Genomic DNA, 17583 nt, shown 5'->3' on the forward strand with positions numbered 1-17583 from the left:
GCATGAGCAGCGCAACCCTGCGTTATCCATCCTCACCAGTGCGTGCTCCGGCACGCAGCAAGCCTGCGCCGCGCGGGGCGAGCCGGGTAGTGGTTAAAGAGCCGCGCAAGGTGCAGCTACCCAAGCCCGACTTCGTGGTAATCAAGCGTCTGATCTGGCCAGTGTTGCTGGTGTTGCTGGTGGCTGGCGGGCTGTCTATGGGTGACCAGGTACTGCCGCTGCTCGATCGTCCGATCAGCAAGATCATGGTGCGTGGTGAACTCAGTCAGGCCAATCAGCAACTGGTGGAACAGCTGGTGGCACCTTATTCCGGTAGCAGTTTTTTTGCTGCCGACATGTCCCAGTTACGCGCCGAGCTGAAGCAGTTGCCCTGGCTGTCCGAGGTTGAAGTGCGGCGTGTCTGGCCCGACCAGATCCGCATAAGTCTTGAGGAGCAGTTGCCGGTGGCGCGCTGGGGCGAGGCTGCCCTGTTGAACAACAGCGGGACGGCATTTACCCCACGTGATCGCGAGAAATATCAGCATTTGCCGCTGTTGCAGGGGCCGCAACGGGCCCAGCAGCAAGTCATGCAGCAATACCAGATGCTGAGCCAGATACTGCGACCGCTTGGTTTTTCCATCACCCGGCTTGAACTGCGTGAGCGCGGCAGCTGGTTCGTATCCACGGCGCAGGGTATTGAACTGCTGCTCGGGCGGGATCATCTGGTGGAAAAGGTTCAACGATTCGTCGCCATCTATAACAAGGCGCTGAAAGACAAGACGGCCAACATTGCCAGTGTTGATTTGCGTTACCCGAATGGCTTGGCAGTTGCCTGGCGTGAGGCCGTAGTGCCCGCCGCCGCACCTGCTGCCGCAGTGAATTGAGGAGAGTGAAAGCCATGGCAACCGAGCACAGCAACAAGATGATCGTCGGTCTGGATATCGGCACATCGAAAGTGGTGGCCCTGGTCGGCGAGTTGAATGCCGATGGCGAGCTGGAAGTGGTCGGTATCGGCAGCCACCCTTCGCGCGGCCTGAAAAAAGGCGTTGTGGTCAATATCGAATCAACCGTGCAGTCGATTCAGCGGGCGATTGATGAAGCGCAGCAAATGGCCGGTTGCCGCATTCACTCTGCTTTTGTCGGTATCGCAGGAAGCCATATCCGCAGCATGAATTCGGACGGCAGCGTGGCGATTCGCGATCGCGAGGTGAGCTTTGCTGACCTCGAGCGGGTCCTTGAAGCCGCTCAGGCGGTGGTGATTCCGGCCGACCAGCGTGTCCTGCACACCTTGCCGCAGGATTATGTGATCGATAACCAGGAGGGCATTCGTGAACCTCTGGGCATGTCCGGTGTGCGCCTTGAGGCACAGGTGCATGTGGTTACCTGTGCGGTCAACGCGGCGCAGAACATCGAGAAGTGTGTGCGGCGTTGCGGACTCGAAGTGGATGACATCATTCTGGAGCAGCTGGCGTCTTCGTATTCGGTGCTGACGGATGATGAAAAAGAGCTCGGCGTGTGCCTGATCGACATAGGCGGCGGCACCACCGACATCGCCATCTTCACCGAAGGTGCAATTCGCCACACCGCAGTAATTCCGATAGCTGGAGACCAGGTCACCAGCGATATTGCCCACGCACTTCGTACGCCAACCCAGTATGCCGAAGAGATCAAGATTAGGTATGCTTGCGCCCTAGCCAAACTGGCCGGCGCCGGAGAGACCATCAAGGTTCCTTTCGTCGGTGACCGGCCACCGCGGGAGCTGTCCCGTCAGGCTCTGGCAGAGGTAGTAGAGCCTCGTTACGACGAGCTTTTTACCCTCATTCAGGGCGAGCTGCGGCGCAGCGGCTATGAGGATCTGATTCCTGCCGGGATCGTCCTTACCGGTGGCACCGCCAAAATGGAAGGTGCTGTCGAGTTGGCCGAAGAGATCTTTCACATGCCGGTGCGCTTGGGAATTCCGCATGGGGTCAAGGGACTGGCCGATGTCGTGCGCAATCCAATCTATTCAACCAGCGTTGGACTTCTGTTGTACGGCCTGCAAAAGCAAGCCGCAGGAGGTACCGGCACGGTTGGATCGTTTTCCGAAGAACCCAAGACACCTGTTCTGGATCGGCTTAAACGCTGGGTTCAGGGCAATTTTTAACCGCGGTGCAGTAAGGCTATAAAACTAGAAGAAAGGAGAGGGGCCATGTTCGAACTCGTAGACAATCAACCACAAAATGCAGTCATCAAGGTAATCGGCGTGGGTGGCGGTGGCGGTAATGCTGTCAATCACATGATGCGAAGCAACATTGAGGGTGTGGAGTTCATTTGTGCCAATACCGATGCCCAGGCGTTGAAGAACGTCGGTGCGCAACGCGTACTGCAACTGGGTACCGGCGTAACCAAGGGGCTGGGAGCGGGTACCAACCCCGAAATCGGTCGCCAGGCCGCCATGGAAGACCGTGACCGTATCCAGGAAATTCTCCAGGGTGCCGACATGGTGTTTATCGCTACCGGCATGGGTGGCGGTACCGGCACCGGTGCAGCCCCGATCATTGCTCAGGTTGCCAAGGAAATGGGCATCCTGACCGTGGCCATTGTCACCCGACCATTCCCTTTCGAGGGCAAAAAGCGCATGCAAGTGGCCGACGAAGGCATTCGCATGCTGGCCGAGTGCGTTGACTCGCTGATCACCATTCCCAATGAAAAGCTGCTGACCATTCTGGGCAAGGATGCCAGTCTGCTGTCCGCCTTTGCCAAGGCTGACGATGTTCTGTCCGGTGCGGTCCGCGGCATCTCCGACATCATGCAGCGTCCGGGCCTGATGAACGTCGACTTTGCCGACGTCAAGACAGTGATGGGTGAAATGGGCATGGCGATGATGGGTACCGGCTGCGCCAGCGGTACCAACCGTGCGCGTGAAGCCACTGAAGAAGCTATCCGCAACCCGCTGCTGGAAGATGTCAACCTGCAGGGCGCTCGCGGCATTCTGGTCAACATCACTGCCGGTCTGGATCTGTCGCTCGGTGAGTATGGTGCGGTAGGCGAGATCATCGAGGCCTTTGCCTCGGAGCATGCAACCGTCAAGGTGGGTGCAGTAATCGATCCGGACATGGGTGACGAGCTGCATGTGACCGTGGTTGCGACGGGGCTTGGCTCGCGTCAGGACAAGCCGGTCAAGGTGGTCGACAATACGGTGCATGTTGCCCCGTTGAGTGCGGTCCAGCCAGCTGCGCAGCCAAGCACGCGTCAGGATGGCAGCGTCAACTACAAGGACTATGATCGCCCGACAGTTCAGCGGCAGAGTCATGCCGGCGCGGCTACTGCAGCCAAGCTCAATCCGCAGGACGATATGGATTATCTGGATATTCCGGCTTTTCTACGGAGGCAGGCTGATTAGTCTCTTCTATGAGGCGAGTTAAAGTTGTAGCGATGTTCAGCAAGGGCTGGGTCTGCTATATTTCCAGTGATTGTTGATAACTTTTCTCAACTCGCCTTGAAGCGACCAAAACATGATCAAACAGCGCACACTGAAGAACACGATCCGGGCTACCGGCGTTGGCTTGCATTCGGGGGAAAAGGTATACCTGACCCTCAAGCCGGCCCCTGCCGATAGCGGAATAGTTTTCTGCCGCACCGATCTGGATCCTGTCGTGCAGATTCCGGCGCTGGCTGGAAATGTCGGCAAAACCACCATGTCGACAACCCTGGTCAAGGGCGACGTCAAGGTGGATACCGTCGAACACCTGCTTTCCGCGATGGCCGGTCTGGGGATTGATAACGCGTATGTCGAGCTTTCGGCACCGGAAGTGCCGATCATGGATGGCAGCGCCGGGCCATTCGTGTTTCTCATCCAGTCTGCCGGACTGGAAGAGCAGGATGTGCCAAAGAAGTTCATCCGCGTGCTGCGTGAAGTGAGCATTACTGACGGTGATAAAAGCGCCACCTTCGTGCCCTTTGATGGTTTCAAGGTGAGCTTTACCATCGACTTCGATCATCCGGCGTTTGCCGGCAGAACGCAGACAGCCAGCGTCGATTTCTCCAGCACGTCTTTTGTCAAGGAAGTCAGCCGCGCGCGTACCTTTGGTTTTATGCGCGACATCCAGTACCTGCGTTCACAGAACATGGCACTGGGCGGCAGCATGGACAATGCGATTGTGGTCGACGAGTTGACCGTGCTCAATGAAGACGGTTTGCGTTATGAAGACGAGTTCGTCAAGCACAAGATTCTTGATGCAATCGGTGATCTTTATCTGCTGGGCAATAGCCTGATCGGTGAGTTTCGCGGAGTTAAATCCGGGCACGAACTGAATAACCGGCTGTTGCGTTTGCTGATAGAGCAAGAGGATGCATGGGAAGTGGTTACTTTTGACGACGCCAGTCTGGCGCCGATTTCCTATGTAAGACCTCTGGCCGCAGGTTAAGCGGCAGGCTTTTCAGGTAATACCCTCTCGTTTCAATTTTCAGGCCACCCTTGGGTGGCCTTTTTTATGAGTTGGGTTTGTTGTCAAGCGGATTTCCTTCGCGCACCCAGAACAGGGTGGCACCGGCGACGGCCGCCGGCATGGCGAGTATGTTGACCACCGGCACCAGCAGCACCAGATAGGTCATGCCGCCAAAGCCGAGGCTTTGCCAGCGCCTTTCACGCAGCCATGCAAGCATCTCGTTCCAGCCCAGTTGGTGATTGTCGGCCGGATAGTCAATGTACTGCACCGCCATCATCCATACGCCAAAGAGCACCCATAGGGGTGTGGCGATCAGGTTGACCCCGGGAATCAGCGACAGAATCAGCAGGCCGATGGCCCGGGGCAGGAAGTAGACCAGTTTGCGCAATTCGCGGCCTATGGTTCTCGGCACCATCGCCAGCAGTTCACTCCAGTAGAACGGCGGTGATACATCGGTACCGCGTACAACGCTTTCAACCTTTTCCGAGAGAAAGCCGTTGAAGGGTGCAGCCAGCAAATTGGCGACCATGGTGAATGTGAAGAACATGATCACCAGCACCAGCAGGGTGAAAAGCGGCCAGAGCAGGAATTCGAGAAAGTCCAGCCAGTCCGGCAGCGAGGGCATGAATGCATCCAGCAGCATATTGAATTGCTGTGCCGCCACGCTGATGAGGCCGATAAACAGTAGCAGGTTGATGGTCAGCGGCAGGATTACAAAGCGGCGCAAACCCGGTTGTAAAACCAGCCGCAAGCCGGCGGTAAAGTAATCCGGGCCACGGATGGCGGGTGGCTGCATGGTTGGCTCCTGCGTGAAGTCTGCAATGAATGGGATGCTTGAACGGGCTTAAACCGTGCGGCGCTGCAGTGGTGGTGTCGCAAAGCGTACGCCAGCCAGGCCGCTGCGGATAAGCGCCCGGATGTTGCCGTGGTCCAGGGCGTCAGGGCTGGCGAGGACACTGCGATAGTGCTCGCCGAAGGCCAGCAGGGTTTCTTCCAGGCTCAGGCCTTCGAGTTGGGCCAGTCCGATCAGCCGGCAGGCGCCCTCGTTCTGGCCGGCCGGATTGTGCAGGTCGCCATTGTCGAATTGGCTGGGGCTGTAAACGTAATGCTCGGCAATGAACTGCAGGGTATCGGCAAATGGATAGTCTCGCTCATGCAGGCGCGCGCGGAATTTCTGCAACTCAGTCATCGGGTTTGTTCTTTTCGAACGCCGTCAGCTGTGCCGCAGAGGCCTCTTTCTGATAGCGCGATTTCCATTCGTGGTAAGGCATGCCGTAAATCTGTTCGCGGGCCTGTTCGGCACTGAGTTCGATGTCCAGATCATCGGCTGCGGCCTTGTACCATTTGCCCAGGCAGTTGCGGCAGAAGCCGGCCAGATTCATCAGGTCGATGTTCTGCACGTCAGGGCGTGAGCGCAGGTGCTGCACCAGCCGACGAAACGCGGCGGCATCGAGGTTTACGCGATCTTTCTCATTCATGTCGGGACGCCTTTTCCAGATTAACGATGGCTGGCCAGGGTAATTGAAACCGACTCGGCAAAGCGCAGGGCATGCGGTTTGTCGACTTCCACTTCGGCATAACTGACAGACTCGTTTTGCATGACCAGATCGAGAATTTCCTGGGTCAGGCGTTCCAGCAAGGCAAAACGATGGTCTTCCACATGCCGAATGATCGCCTTGGTGATGGTGCGGTAATTCAGGGCATGTTCGATGTCGTTGTCACGCACGGCTTCAACCGAAGGATACAGAATCGTCAGGTTGATCAGAACATCCTGCTGATTGAGGATTTCTTCTTCCTTGATCCCGATAAAGGTTCGCAGGCGCAGATCCTTGACGCGGATGCGCGCCATTCCAGGTTCAAGTCTTGGCATTTAGCGGCCTCTGCCGATCAGTTGGAGGAATTCATGGCGAGTGTTGCAGGACTCGCGGAATGCGCCAAGCATAACTGATGAGCTCATGACCGAATTCTGCTTCTCCACGCCGCGCATCATCATGCACATGTGCTTGGCTTCAATCACCACCGCAACGCCGGCCGCATTGGTAACCTGTTGAATGGCCTCGGCGATCTGCCGGGTAAGGTTTTCCTGTATCTGCAGGCGACGGGCGAACATGTCGACGATGCGTGCCACTTTCGACAATCCGAGTACTTTGCCGGTGGGTATATAGGCCACGTGCGCCTTGCCGATGAACGGCAGCAGGTGGTGCTCGCATAGCGAATACAGCTCGATATCGCGGACAATCACCATCTCGTCGTTGTCTGATTCGAACAGCGCGCCATTCACGACTTCTTCCAGACTCTTGCTGTAGCCGTTGCAGAGGTACTGCATGGCTTTTGCAGCGCGCATGGGGGTGTCGATCAGCCCTTCACGACTTGGATTCTCGCCCAGGCCGACCAGTATCTGCTGGTAATGATCGGAAAGTTGCGTATTCATTTTTAATTCCTCGCAAGACGCCTTACTTGAGGTGGCGCCCGCCATTGACGTTAAGGGTGGTGCCTGTCAGGTAGGGATTGTCGAGCAGATAGCGCAGGCTCTGGTAGATAACTTCAGCGCCCGGCTCGAGGCCGAGTGCCGACTTGGCCAGGGTATTTGCCCGGTAAGCATCAGTGTCAGCGGGTTGAAACTGGATCAGCGCCGGTGCAATGCCGTTGACTTTGATCTGTGGCGCCAGGCGTGCGGCAAACGACAGGGTCAGGTTTTCCATGCCGGCCTTGCTCGCCGCATAGGCCATGTGGCGAACGCTGCCTTTGCGCACCACGTCATCACTTATATGCACGATGTCGGCGGGCGAGGATTGCTCGAGCAGGTCGGCACACTGCAGGTTGATCAGATACGGCGCGAGCATATGGACATTGACCAGTTGCCGGAATGCTTCGGCTTCCTTGCCGTCCTGTTCGGGCAGCCAGACGGAAGCATTGTGCACGATGGCGCGCAGGCTGCCGGTTGTGTTCCGTACTTGGTCGATGAATTCAAGGATGCCCGCTTCGCTGGAGAAGTCGGCAAACAGCATGGTCGCGCCCATATCCCGCAGCTCACTCACTCCCGGACGATCGGTGCGATAGCTGGCAATCACCGGATGTCCATCAGCGATCAGGCGCTTGGCGCAGTGCAGTCCGATGCGCTGGCTGGCGCCGGTAATCAGTACGGGAGCTTGAAATGCGGTCATCAAATGTTCCAGATGAAATTCTGCGAGGACTGATTGTCGATTCGGGAGAACAAGTTATACCGAATGGAGTATTTGTACAACTAAACACATATTTTGCATAAGTTTTAGCAGGCGTGCATATTTTCAATGCTTACAGAGAAATTGTTCGGGAGGCTGTGGCAGCCCCTGTTTTACAGGTGAATTGCCCGGTTAATTCTGGACAGGGGCGGGACGCACTGTCCACCCGTTAAAAAGTGTAGTGGCAAACCGGCGAACGTTCGTACGACCTGATTCGGGTGGCGCAGCAACTAGCCCTTGCAGTACTGATTGATCTTGTACAGGATTTGTCGAATGTAAGCCGGGTGTGCCTGGGTTACAATTTGACCATCCCTCCTTGCTGACGTGCTGCCATGACTGACGTGAACAGAACTCCCGGTTTTGCTTCGGCATCTTTCAAACAGGAAGAGCTGTTTCCGATTCGGGAAGTTTCCCGGCTGACAGGGGTCAACCCTGTGACCTTGCGGGCCTGGGAGCGACGCTACGGCTTGATCGAACCAACCCGCACCGACAGTGGGCACCGGCTTTATTCCCAGGTCGATATCGAGACCGTGCGCAGCATACTGGCGTGGATTGATCGCGGTGTTTCGGTAAGCAAGGTTGGCAAGATTCTGGCCCGTACCGATGCCGCCAAAGCGGTTGTCGTGCCGCGCGATACGGATGCCGCCAGCACTGAGTGGGACGAGTGGCAAGAACAGCTGCGCAGAGCGGTCAGTGCTTTTGATGAGCCCGCCCTGGCGCGGTTGTATGGCCATGTATTTTCCACCTACCCGCTGGCTGTGGTGTTTGAGCAAATCATGCTGCCACTCTGGCAAGCGCTGCTGGTTCGCCAGGATGAGTTTGGCCAGACCAGTGAGTGGCTGTTTTTCGACAGCTTCCTGCGGGGCCGGGTGCTTGCAAGGTTGCAGTCAGGACAGGTGGCCAGTGGCCGCAAGGTTTTGCTGGTAGCCATGCCGGGACATTGTCATGAGCTTGAGTTGCTGGTGGCCGGTTTATTGATTGCCGGTCAGGATACCGTGATCCAGGTACTTGCTCTTGGTCAGCCACTGCTGGAGCTGCCGCTGGTGTGCGAGAAAGTCGAACCACAAGCGCTGGTGCTATTTTCCAATCACGCACCCGATCAGACGTTGCACCGCGATATGTTGCGACTGGCTCAGGGCCTGGAGTGTCCGGTTGCGCTCGCCGGAGAGGCTGCAGAGTTGGCCGCAGAGTCACTGGCGGGCACGGCCATCGGTTCCCTGGGCAGCGAAGCAGTACTCATGCGCCGCCGCCTGCAGCAGTTCCTCGACGGCCATCTGGATACCTAAGACCTTCCAGATTTTCGCTACCTATTCGTTCGTTACATCCCCCCTCCACCACTTGGGCGTCGAGCTGGCGTTAGTCTGGCCTGTCGATAAAGCTTGCAGCTTTTCGCTAAAACCTATACAAAAACTATACACAAGTACTTTTATGTATAGATAAGAGGTTTTCCCATGCCAACTTTCCGTGCCCCCCTGCGTGACATGAAGTTTGTCTTTGATGAGGTTCTGGATGCCTATCCGGTGTTGCAGGCAATACCTGCGCATGCCGATTTCACGGCAGATCTCGGTGAGGCGATACTGGATGAGGCTGCCAAACTGGCAGAAAACGTACTGGCACCGCTCAACAGTTCAGGTGACAAGCAGGGTTGCAGCTACGACGCCAAAACGCACAGTGTGAAAACCCCCGAAGGATTTGCTGCTGCTTATGACCAGTTTGCCGGTGGCGGCTGGACAGCTCTTGCCTGCTCAACCGAATTTGGTGGCCAGGGTCTGCCGCATGTTTTGAATATGATGGTGGAGGAGATGGTCTGCTCGGCCAATCTTTCTCTGGGCATGTACCCGGGTTTGACCCATGGCGCGATCAATGCGCTGACCCAGCACGGCACAAGAGAGCTACAGGAGCGTTTTTTACCGAACCTGATCAGTGGCCAGTGGACCGGAACCATGTGCCTTACCGAACCGCAGTGTGGTACTGATCTCGGCTTGATTCGTACCCGCGCGGAGCCCCAGGCGGATGGTAGTTATGCGATTACAGGTACCAAAATCTGGATTACCGGTGGAGAGCACGATCTGGTCGATAACATTGTGCATCTGGTACTCGCCAAGCTGCCGGAGGCGCCTGACAGCGTGAAGGGCATTTCCCTGTTCGTGGTGCCCAAAGTGCTTGAGAGTGGCGCCCGGAATCCGGCGTTTTGCGGTGGGCTTGAGCACAAGATGGGTATCAAGGGCTCTTCGACCTGTGTGATGAACTTCGAGGGCGCCCAGGGGTGGCTGGTCGGTGCGCCCAATGAAGGCTTGCGCTGCATGTTCACCATGATGAACTCGGCACGTCTGATGGTTGGTCTGCAAGGGCTGGGTATTGCTGAGGCCGCGTATCAGATCAGTTTCGGCTTCGCCCGGGAGCGGCTGCAAAGTCGTTCGCTCTCAGGTCCGAGGGCAGCCGACAAACCGGCCGATCCAATCACTGTTCATCCGGATGTACGGCGTAATCTGTTGCGCCAGAAAGTGATGATCGAAGGCGGTCGTGCGCTGGCATATTTCACCGGAGTACAGGTCGACGTGGCGCATGGGCATGAGGATGCGTCTGTGCGACAGCAGGCGGACGATCTGGTGCAGTTGCTCACGCCGGTCGTTAAAGCCTTTTTGACGGATGAGGGCTTCAGCTGTGCCAACGACGGGCTGCAGGTAATGGGTGGTTCCGGCTTTACCGAAGACTGGGGCATCGAACAATTGGTGCGTGATGTGCGGATTACCCGCATCTATGAAGGTACCAATGGTATCCAGGCGCTTGACCTTGTCGGAAGAAAGCTCGGTTTGGGCGGCGGCCGGGCTGTTCGTACCTTCTTTGCGCTGGTTGAGACTTGGCTCAGGGCCAATCCTTCGTCCCCCCATGTAGCGGCAGTGGGCAAGGCTTTGCAGCAGTTGCAGCGAGCAACCGTGTGGGTTGCCAGCGAAGGTATGAAAGATCCGGAGCAGGCCGGCGCTGCCGCTACACCTTATCTGCGTCTGTTTGCTCTGACCAGTCTGGCCTGGATGTGGGCGCGCATGGCCGCCGTAGCCAGTGCGCAGCTTGTGCAGGGAAGCACGGAGAAGAGTTTTTACAGCGCAAAACTGAAATCAGCGGACTTCTTCATGGCGCGCATTCTGCTTGAAAACGACACGCTGCTTGCTGAAGTGCTGGCGGGCAAGGCCACGTTGATGGCTTTTGAGGATGATGAGTTTGCGGCGTAAGGAAAGCCTGCAGACCCCCTGCAATTGCAGTGCCGCAGACTGCTATCCGGCAGTCCGCGGTTGGCTTTCCGAGCGCTACAGATTTTAACAGGCAGGAATTTTTTGGCGGCCTCTATTGCGGCTTGTCTGTACCCAGTTCTGTCAGTGCGTCAGGCTGGTTCTTGAATGCCCGGGCGAAAATTTCGCGGTGGCGGGCCATATAGATGCCCAGTTCTTCAAGTTGCTCCTCGTTCAGCGAGGGCACGGCCTGCTGCAGGACTTGCGCGAGGTTTTCCGCCAGCTCGAGCATCTTGTCATGCCGGTCGGCTTCCGCTTTATCCATGAACAGTTGCTCCGGATCGCGACTGCTGCGGTACACCACTTCGACGGCCATTCATCACCCCATACCTTTTATCAATAAAACTGCTGTTCGTTTGTACAGTATGCCAGTGCCCGGGCTAATTGCCTATGCTCGGCTTGTGGCGTGCAGCTGTATGGGCTGCGAATGCGCTCAAACTGCTCCCGCCGCTGCAAGGTTGCTCTGCTGAAGCGAAAATAAATGCCGGCGTAAAGCAATTAATAAACCGATTGACTGTCATAGCGGTGCTTCTGACCTGGCGCCGGGTGTAGATGAATCACGCATGGATGCGCTATTAGTGGTCCGGCTGCCTGATTAACGAGTTCTGAGGAGATGATGGATGCGCATTCTGCTGGTGGAAGACAATCGGGACATTCTGGCCAATCTGGCCGATTATCTGCAGCTCAAAGGCTATACGGTGGATTGTGCCCAGGACGGTCTTTCCGGTTTTCATCTGGCAGTTTCCCAGCCCTTTGACCTGATCGTGCTGGACGTGATGTTGCCCGGGCTGGATGGCTATGGCGTCTGTCGCCGTTTGCGCGACGAGGCGCGTATTGCAACGCCGGTGATCATGCTGACGGCGCGTGACACCCTCGACGACCGCCTGCTCGGTTTCAAGAGTGGTGCCGATGATTACCTGGTCAAGCCGTTTGCCCTGTCGGAACTGGCTGCGCGCATCGAGGCTGTGCTGCGCCGCAGTCTTGGCAGCAGCCAGCGCTTGCTGCAGGTCGGCGATCTGACCTATGACCTGGATACGCTGGAAGTCCGGCGTGGCGGTCAGGCCATCAAACTCAATCCGATCGGCCTGAAGTTGCTGGCCCTGCTGATGCAGCGCAGCCCGCACCTGATTCGTCGTGAAACGCTGGAGCATGCGCTCTGGGGCGATGACTGTCCGGACAGTGACAGCCTGCGCAGCCATATCCATCAATTGCGCCAGGCGATAGACAAGCCTTTTGCCAGCCCTTTGCTGCATACCCAGCATGGGCTTGGTTACCGTCTGCTGGAAAAGCCCGATGCGGTTTAAGCGCAGTCTGGCGCGGCGGATCGTCATTGCCTTCTTCGGCATGACGGTGGTGGTTGCAGGCGTCTTTGCGCTGGGCATCGTGGGCACCGTGTATATGCTGGAAGGCAGCCTGATTGCCGACGATCTGGGCAGCGAGCTGGACGGTCTGCTACGTATGGAAACCATGGAAGAGTGGCGCCTGAAACCCACCCCGGATCAACTCTTCTATTACAGCGACGGCCACGGCGAGCTGGCCATGCCGGAAGATCTGGCCGGCTTCTCGCCGGGCTTTCATGAAGTTTTCCGTGGCCGCTTGTCGTATCACATGGTGGTGCGGGAGGTGGATGGGCGCCGCTATTACCTGTTGCAGGACCAGAGTGATTTCGAGGATCGCGAGAACCAGCTGTTTCTGGTAGTGCTCAGCGGTTTCGTCCTCAGCAGCCTGCTTGCCGGGCTGCTTGGCTGGTTGCTGGCGCGCAGGGTGCTCGAGCCGTTGGGCCGGTTGGCCGGACAGGTGCGCAACCGTGAACAGTTGCTCAACGTGACCCCGTCGCTGGCACTCGACTATGCCAAGGATGAGGTGGGTGAATTGGCCGCCGCCTTTGACTACGCCATGGAGCAGTTGCACAACGCACTGGGCCGCGAGCGGATGTTTACCAGTGATGTCAGCCATGAGTTGCGTACGCCGCTGATGGTGATTTCCACCTCCTGTGAACTGCTCGAGGAGCAGCCGGGATTGCCGCCGCAGACGCTGCAGCAAGTACACCGCATTGCCAGGGCGAGTGCCGAGATGAAGGAGTTGGCAGAAACCTTTCTGTTGCTGGCGCGCGCCGAGCACGGGCGGCCGGATGTCTGCGCACAAAAGAGCTTGCGCGCGGTGGCCGATGATCAGGTGCAGGTCTGGCGTGAGCAGATCGAGGGCAAAGGACTGTCCTTTGTCTATCTGGCGGATTGCCAGCCGGATGGCATTTTCGATGAGGTATTTCTGCGTACCATCATGGTCAACCTGTTGCGCAATGCCCTGCACTACACCATGAGCGGCACCATTACCCTGGAACTGGATGCCACGGGCTTTAGCGTGAGTGATACCGGCAAGGGGATTCCCTCCGAACTACGCGCAGAAGTGTTCCAGCCATTTGTCCGCCATACGGATGTTGAGCAGGGTAGCGGTGTGGGTTTGTCACTGGTACGGCGCATTTGTCTTTTGCAGGGCTGGAAGATCGACCTGACTGCGGTGCAGCCGCAGGGCTGCCGGTTTGCGATCACGTTGCAGCCGGCTTGATGCTTTTTTCACTTTTTCCTGACCTGATCATCACGCGTCGGGGCATAGCCTGCCCGGCCGGTTACTGAAGGCAGGTGGACAATGTTGCCGCTCGTCGCAAGGCGGTGGCACATATAGCGTCTCTTGACTAGCTTCATAGGTAGTTAATTTGTATGTGTGTCATGGAGTTAAGTTAATGAAACTAGAAATTACTAGAGCTTTTGCAGTGTGCGCAGCCGTTGTGGTATGCGCTCTCGCCAGCGTGGCCTGGAGCGAGCCTGCGTTGAAGGTTCTTACTGCGGAAAACGGCCTGGGTTATTGCCCTGTTCCTGCGCAGGATTTGCGTCTGGAGGACCAGCAAGTCAATGAGGATTTTTTGTTGTTGATGTTCAGCCTGTCACAGGGCCGTGGCGGCTTGAGCTGATGTGCGAATGTTACCCGGCTGGCTTGGCATGACTGGCAAGACGCTCCAGGGCTGCTCGCAGCTGCGGATCACTGATGCCTTCGGCACTGGCCTGGATGGATCGCGCGGCATCGGCAGACAGGCTGACCTGGCGGGCGGCGGCTTGCGGCGCACTGACAGGTGGCCGCACCTTGAGGCTGATGCGTTGCAAGCCGGAGAATTCGGCCAGTTCGCCCAGCTGTTTCAACAGGCGCTTTTCCCGATAGCGCAAGCGGGTGGCCCACTGGCCATCGCTGACAATCAGTACGAGATGACCTTCGCGCCAGGTAGCTACCTTGCAATGCTCGCGCGCGGCAGGTTCCAGCTGGCCTTCAACTAACTGCTGCAGTAGCGACAGTCGCTGCGCCTCGCTGAACAATGACTGCAGTGGCCTTGCTTCGCGTAGCAAGGCAGACGGTGCCTTGGCAGGTAAGGGGCGGAAACTCATGCAGGCAGACCTCGGTCGGGATTGCTCATGCTAACAGCATGCTGGAATTTCTGCGGATTTCAGCAATCTGCCATTGCTTCTTGCTTCGCCGTCTGGCGGCAGATAGCTCGTTCGAGACGCTTGGCTGCTTTCCTGATTCGCGATTCAGGGTAGAATGCGCCCCTTGCATTCGGCCTGCAGGCCGCAAGGCTGTGCCAGCTGGCGCGTAGCCCCCTCTGAAAACTGGAAGATACAACTCCTATGTTTGCCCCCCTGTTGAAGAAAATCTTTGGAAGCAAGAACGATCGCGAAGTCAAGCGCATGCACAAGGCGGTGCAGGCGGTCAGCGCCCTCGAAGAGCAGATGCTCGGGCTTTCCGATGAGCAGTTAAGGGACAAGACAGCAGAGTTCAAGGGGCGCATAGCCAAGGGTGAAACACTCGACCAGCTCTTGCCGGAAGCCTTTGCCGTGGCCCGCGAGGCCGGTAAGCGGATCCTCGGCATGCGCCATTTCGATGTGCAGTTGATCGGCGGCATGGTGCTGCATGAGGGCAAGATTGCCGAGATGCGCACCGGTGAAGGCAAGACCCTGGTCGCGACGCTGGCGGTGTATCTGAACGCCCTGTCCGGTGATGGCGTGCATGTGGTCACGGTGAACGATTATCTGGCGCGCCGTGATGCCAACTGGATGCGCCCGCTGTATGAAGCTCTTGGTCTTACCGTAGGCGTAGTCACGCCATTTGCCGCGCCGGAAGAAAAGCGCGCAGCCTATGCCGCTGACATCACCTATGGCACCAACAACGAATTCGGTTTTGATTACCTGCGCGACAACATGGCATTTTCCCTCGAGGAAAAATTCCAGCGCGGGCTGAATTTTGCCGTGGTCGATGAGGTTGACTCGATCCTCATCGATGAAGCGCGTACACCGCTGATCATCTCCGGTCAGGCGGAAGACAGCTCGAAGCTGTATATCGAAATCAACAAGCTGATTCCGAAGCTGAAGCAACACATCGAAGAAGTCGAAGGCGAAGTCACACAGGAAGGTCATTTCAGCGTCGACGAGAAAACCCGTCAGGTTGAACTCAATGAGCAGGGTCACCAGTACATCGAAGAGCTGCTGACCAAGGCCGGTTTGCTGGCCGAGGGTGAAAGTCTCTACTCGGCACACAACCTCGGACTGCTGACCCATGTGTATTCCGGGCTGCGCGCGCACAAGCTGTTCCAGCGCAATGTCGAGTACATCGTGCAGGACAACCAGGTGCTGCTGGTCGACGAGCACACCGGGCGTACCATGCCGGGCCGTCGTCTCTCCGAAGGTCTGCACCAGGCCATCGAGGCCAAGGAAGGGTTGCCGATTCAGGCCGAGAGCCAGACTCTGGCTTCAACCACCTTCCAGAATTATTTCCGCCTGTACAAGAAGCTCTCCGGCATGACCGGTACGGCAGATACCGAAGCCTTCGAGTTCCGCCAGATCTATGGTCTGGATGTGGTGGTGATTCCCACGCACAAGGCGGTGGCGCGTACCGATTACAACGACCTGGTGTACCTGACCCAGGAAGAGAAGTTCCAGGCGATCATTGCCGATATCAAGGATTGCCAGGCCAAGGGCCGGCCGATGCTGGTGGGTACCGCCTCGATCGAAAGCTCCGAGACGGTCGCGCAGTTGCTGGTCAAGGCGGGTATCGAGCACAAGGTGCTGAACGCCAAATACCATGACAAGGAAGCCGAGATCATTGCCCAGGCCGGACGTCCGGGCGCGGTGACCATCGCCACCAACATGGCTGGTCGCGGTACCGATATTCTGCTCGGTGGCAATTGGGAAGCCGAAGTGGCTGCCCTTGAACTGGCCAGCCAGGAGCAGGCCGGATCGGAACAGGTTGCCCAGATCAAGAGCGAATGGCAGAAGCGCCATCAACAGGTTATCCAGGCTGGCGGTCTGCACGTGATTGCCTGCGAGCGGCACGAATCAAGGCGTATCGACAACCAGTTGCGTGGCCGTGCGGGTCGTCAGGGTGATCCGGGCTCCAGCCGTTTCTACCTGTCGCTGGAAGACAACCTGATGCGTATTTTCGCCTCTGACCGGGTTAAAAACTTCATGAAGGCGCTTGGCATGCAGGCCGGCGAGGCTATCGAGCATCGCATGGTGTCGAATGCCATCGAGAAGGCCCAGCGCAAGGTGGAAGGGCGCAACTTTGACATGCGCAAGCAGTTGCTGGAATTCGATGACGTAGCCAACGAGCAGCGCAAGGTGATCTACCACATGCGCAACAGCCTGCTGGCGGCGCAGGATGTCGGTGAAACCATCGCCGAGTTCCGCGAAGAGGCACTGAAGAACGCCATCGACGCGCACATTCCGCCGCAGTCGTTGCCCGAGCAGTGGGATATCGCCGGGCTGGAAGCGGCACTGTTCAGCGACTTTGGCAGCAAGATTCCGGTACAGCAATGGCTTGACGAAGACGACAAGCTCTACGAAGAGCCGCTGCGTGAGCGCATCCTGCAAACGCTGGTGGATGCCTACAAGGAGAAGGAAGAACAGGCTGGCGCCGAAGGCCTGCGTACCTTCGAGAAGCAGATTTTGCTGCGCGTGCTGGATGATCTGTGGAAGGATCACCTGTCGACCATGGATCACCTGCGGCATGGTATCCACCTGCGCGGTTATGCGCAGAAGAACCCCAAGCAGGAGTACAAGCGTGAGTCATTCACGCTGTTCCAGGAACTGCTCGACTCGATCAAGAATGACACCATCCGGGTACTGTCGTTCGTCCAGGTGCGTCGTGAGGATCCTGCCGAGGAAGAGGCGCGTCTGCGCCACGAAGCCGAGGAAATGGCCAAGCGCATGCAGTTCCAGCATGCCGAAGCCGCTTCTGCTCTGGGCAACGAACCCCAGCCGGCACCTGCGGAAGGCCAGGAAGCAGCGGCCGTACCGGTGCGTAGCGAGCCGAAGATTGGCCGTAACGAGCCTTGCCCCTGTGGCTCCGGCAAGAAGTACAAGCATTGTCACGGCCAGCTGAGCTGAACCGGCTTGCCGTGAACTGACAACGCCGCGACCGGCCCAGCCGCTCGCGGCGTTTTGCCAACTTGCGCAGCGCCTATGGCTATATCGCCATGAGCAACGTTGTTGCAGCCAGCTTTCTGCTAAAGAAGTTCGCGATGATTATGTTGCTGCAAGTACCCTCGAAGAGAAGGGCGGCTTTGTCAGAAATATCCTTGAGCTGACCGGTACTCGCGAGACTTAGGGATGATTGAGAAAAGACCCT

General features: G+C 57.5%; 18 protein-coding genes. 10 read left to right on the forward strand and 8 right to left on the reverse strand.

The window, feature by feature from the left end:
• Positions 1-2 precede the first annotated feature (2 nt).
• The 4 genes from BLT89_RS02310 to lpxC all read left to right on the forward strand — a co-directional run bounded on the left by BLT89_RS02310 (position 3) and on the right by lpxC (position 4385).
• Positions 3-863 (forward strand): cell division protein FtsQ/DivIB, encoded by an 861-nt coding sequence (locus tag BLT89_RS02310; RefSeq protein ID WP_090192902.1) that lies wholly within the window; start codon positions 3-5, stop codon positions 861-863.
• A 14-nt stretch (positions 864-877) separates the two neighbouring features.
• Positions 878-2122 carry a cell division protein FtsA gene (gene ftsA / locus BLT89_RS02315; protein ID WP_090192903.1) on the forward strand — a complete coding sequence of 415 codons (1245 nt, stop codon included), beginning with the start codon at positions 878-880 and terminating at the stop codon, positions 2120-2122.
• 45 nt (positions 2123-2167) lie between these two features.
• On the forward strand, positions 2168-3361 hold the full coding sequence (ftsZ, locus tag BLT89_RS02320; protein WP_090192904.1) for a cell division protein FtsZ: 1194 nt from the start codon (positions 2168-2170) through the stop codon (positions 3359-3361).
• A gap of 112 nt (positions 3362-3473) precedes the next feature.
• Positions 3474-4385, forward strand: a complete 912-nt coding sequence (gene lpxC, locus BLT89_RS02325; RefSeq protein ID WP_090192905.1) for a UDP-3-O-acyl-N-acetylglucosamine deacetylase — start codon at positions 3474-3476, stop codon at positions 4383-4385.
• A 64-nt stretch (positions 4386-4449) separates the two neighbouring features.
• On the opposite strand, the gene cysZ is transcribed toward lpxC, so the two are convergent.
• From cysZ to folM, 6 genes are read right to left on the reverse strand one after another with little or no spacing between them, the layout of a single operon-like run.
• Complete coding sequence (cysZ, locus tag BLT89_RS02330) at positions 4450-5202, reverse strand: sulfate transporter CysZ (protein WP_090192906.1); 753 nt, start codon at positions 5200-5202, stop codon at positions 4450-4452.
• Between the two features lie 48 nt (positions 5203-5250).
• Positions 5251-5595, reverse strand: a complete 345-nt coding sequence (locus BLT89_RS02335) for a HopJ type III effector protein (RefSeq protein ID WP_090192907.1) — start codon at positions 5593-5595, stop codon at positions 5251-5253.
• A complete protein-coding gene (locus tag BLT89_RS02340; protein WP_090192908.1) occupies positions 5588-5884 on the reverse strand; it encodes a DUF1244 domain-containing protein in 297 nt (98 codons plus the stop codon). Before BLT89_RS02340 ends, BLT89_RS02335 begins: the two co-directional genes overlap by 8 nt.
• Positions 5885-5904: 20 nt before the next feature.
• Positions 5905-6276 (reverse strand): dihydroneopterin triphosphate 2'-epimerase, encoded by a 372-nt coding sequence (gene folX, locus BLT89_RS02345; protein WP_090192909.1) that lies wholly within the window; start codon positions 6274-6276, stop codon positions 5905-5907.
• Entirely contained in the window at positions 6277-6837 is a 561-nt protein-coding gene (gene folE / locus BLT89_RS02350; RefSeq protein WP_231975054.1) for a GTP cyclohydrolase I FolE, read from the reverse strand.
• A 22-nt stretch (positions 6838-6859) separates the two neighbouring features.
• Positions 6860-7570, reverse strand: a complete 711-nt coding sequence (gene folM, locus BLT89_RS02355) for a dihydromonapterin reductase (protein ID WP_090192911.1) — start codon at positions 7568-7570, stop codon at positions 6860-6862.
• Between the two features lie 389 nt (positions 7571-7959).
• Here folM and BLT89_RS02360 point away from each other — a divergent pair, with 389 nt between their 5' ends.
• Both BLT89_RS02360 and BLT89_RS02365 read left to right on the forward strand, forming a co-directional pair.
• The gene (locus tag BLT89_RS02360) at positions 7960-8913 is read left to right on the forward strand and encodes a MerR family transcriptional regulator (RefSeq protein ID WP_090192912.1); all 954 of its coding nucleotides are present in this window, start codon (positions 7960-7962) and stop codon (positions 8911-8913) included.
• A 165-nt stretch (positions 8914-9078) separates the two neighbouring features.
• Positions 9079-10857 carry an acyl-CoA dehydrogenase C-terminal domain-containing protein gene (locus BLT89_RS02365; protein WP_090192913.1) on the forward strand — a complete coding sequence of 593 codons (1779 nt, stop codon included), beginning with the start codon at positions 9079-9081 and terminating at the stop codon, positions 10855-10857.
• Between the two features lie 112 nt (positions 10858-10969).
• On the opposite strand, the gene BLT89_RS02370 is transcribed toward BLT89_RS02365, so the two are convergent.
• Positions 10970-11230: a YebG family protein gene (locus BLT89_RS02370; protein ID WP_090192914.1), complete on the reverse strand. Its 261-nt coding sequence runs from the start codon at positions 11228-11230 to the stop codon at positions 10970-10972.
• A 304-nt stretch (positions 11231-11534) separates the two neighbouring features.
• On the opposite strand from BLT89_RS02370, the gene BLT89_RS02375 reads away from it, so the two are divergent.
• The 3 genes from BLT89_RS02375 (at position 11535) to BLT89_RS02385 (ending at position 13882) form a co-directional block, all read left to right on the forward strand.
• Entirely contained in the window at positions 11535-12218 is a 684-nt protein-coding gene (locus tag BLT89_RS02375; RefSeq protein ID WP_090192915.1) for a response regulator transcription factor, read from the forward strand.
• On the forward strand, positions 12208-13479 hold the full coding sequence (locus BLT89_RS02380; protein WP_090192916.1) for a sensor histidine kinase: 1272 nt from the start codon (positions 12208-12210) through the stop codon (positions 13477-13479). Before BLT89_RS02375 ends, BLT89_RS02380 begins: the two co-directional genes overlap by 11 nt.
• Positions 13480-13654: 175 nt before the next feature.
• Complete coding sequence (locus BLT89_RS02385) at positions 13655-13882, forward strand: hypothetical protein (RefSeq protein ID WP_090192917.1); 228 nt, start codon at positions 13655-13657, stop codon at positions 13880-13882.
• A gap of 10 nt (positions 13883-13892) precedes the next feature.
• Here BLT89_RS02385 and BLT89_RS02390 read toward each other — a convergent pair whose 3' ends face one another.
• Positions 13893-14348, reverse strand: coding sequence for a DUF721 domain-containing protein (locus BLT89_RS02390; protein WP_090192918.1), 456 nt, complete (start codon positions 14346-14348; stop codon positions 13893-13895).
• A 240-nt stretch (positions 14349-14588) separates the two neighbouring features.
• Here BLT89_RS02390 and secA point away from each other — a divergent pair, with 240 nt between their 5' ends.
• Complete coding sequence (gene secA / locus BLT89_RS02395) at positions 14589-17342, forward strand: preprotein translocase subunit SecA (protein WP_090192919.1); 2754 nt, start codon at positions 14589-14591, stop codon at positions 17340-17342.
• Positions 17343-17583: the final 241 nt, after the last annotated feature.

It is taken from the genome of Pseudomonas pohangensis, assembly GCF_900105995.1.
Lineage (GTDB): Bacteria > Pseudomonadota > Gammaproteobacteria > Pseudomonadales > Pseudomonadaceae > Aquipseudomonas > Aquipseudomonas pohangensis.

Excerpts from the sequence above, each read along its gene's own strand:
- BLT89_RS02310 (WP_090192902.1), top strand. The coding sequence starts at position 3 with ATGAGCAGCGCAACCCTGCGTTATCCATCCTCACCAGTGCGTGCTCCG.
- ftsA (WP_090192903.1), top strand. The coding sequence starts at position 878 with ATGGCAACCGAGCACAGCAACAAGATGATCGTCGGTCTGGATATCGGC.
- ftsZ (WP_090192904.1), top strand. The coding sequence starts at position 2,168 with ATGTTCGAACTCGTAGACAATCAACCACAAAATGCAGTCATCAAGGTA.
- lpxC (WP_090192905.1), top strand. The coding sequence starts at position 3,474 with ATGATCAAACAGCGCACACTGAAGAACACGATCCGGGCTACCGGCGTT.
- cysZ (WP_090192906.1), bottom strand. The coding sequence starts at position 5,202 with ATGCAGCCACCCGCCATCCGTGGCCCGGATTACTTTACCGCCGGCTTG.
- BLT89_RS02335 (WP_090192907.1), bottom strand. The coding sequence starts at position 5,595 with ATGACTGAGTTGCAGAAATTCCGCGCGCGCCTGCATGAGCGAGACTAT.
- BLT89_RS02340 (WP_090192908.1), bottom strand. The coding sequence starts at position 5,884 with ATGAATGAGAAAGATCGCGTAAACCTCGATGCCGCCGCGTTTCGTCGG.
- folX (WP_090192909.1), bottom strand. The coding sequence starts at position 6,276 with ATGCCAAGACTTGAACCTGGAATGGCGCGCATCCGCGTCAAGGATCTG.
- folE (WP_231975054.1), bottom strand. The coding sequence starts at position 6,837 with ATGAATACGCAACTTTCCGATCATTACCAGCAGATACTGGTCGGCCTG.
- folM (WP_090192911.1), bottom strand. The coding sequence starts at position 7,570 with ATGACCGCATTTCAAGCTCCCGTACTGATTACCGGCGCCAGCCAGCGC.
- BLT89_RS02360 (WP_090192912.1), top strand. The coding sequence starts at position 7,960 with ATGACTGACGTGAACAGAACTCCCGGTTTTGCTTCGGCATCTTTCAAA.
- BLT89_RS02365 (WP_090192913.1), top strand. The coding sequence starts at position 9,079 with ATGCCAACTTTCCGTGCCCCCCTGCGTGACATGAAGTTTGTCTTTGAT.
- BLT89_RS02370 (WP_090192914.1), bottom strand. The coding sequence starts at position 11,230 with ATGGCCGTCGAAGTGGTGTACCGCAGCAGTCGCGATCCGGAGCAACTG.
- BLT89_RS02375 (WP_090192915.1), top strand. The coding sequence starts at position 11,535 with ATGCGCATTCTGCTGGTGGAAGACAATCGGGACATTCTGGCCAATCTG.
- BLT89_RS02380 (WP_090192916.1), top strand. The coding sequence starts at position 12,208 with ATGCGGTTTAAGCGCAGTCTGGCGCGGCGGATCGTCATTGCCTTCTTC.
- BLT89_RS02385 (WP_090192917.1), top strand. The coding sequence starts at position 13,655 with ATGAAACTAGAAATTACTAGAGCTTTTGCAGTGTGCGCAGCCGTTGTG.
- BLT89_RS02390 (WP_090192918.1), bottom strand. The coding sequence starts at position 14,348 with ATGAGTTTCCGCCCCTTACCTGCCAAGGCACCGTCTGCCTTGCTACGC.
- secA (WP_090192919.1), top strand. The coding sequence starts at position 14,589 with ATGTTTGCCCCCCTGTTGAAGAAAATCTTTGGAAGCAAGAACGATCGC.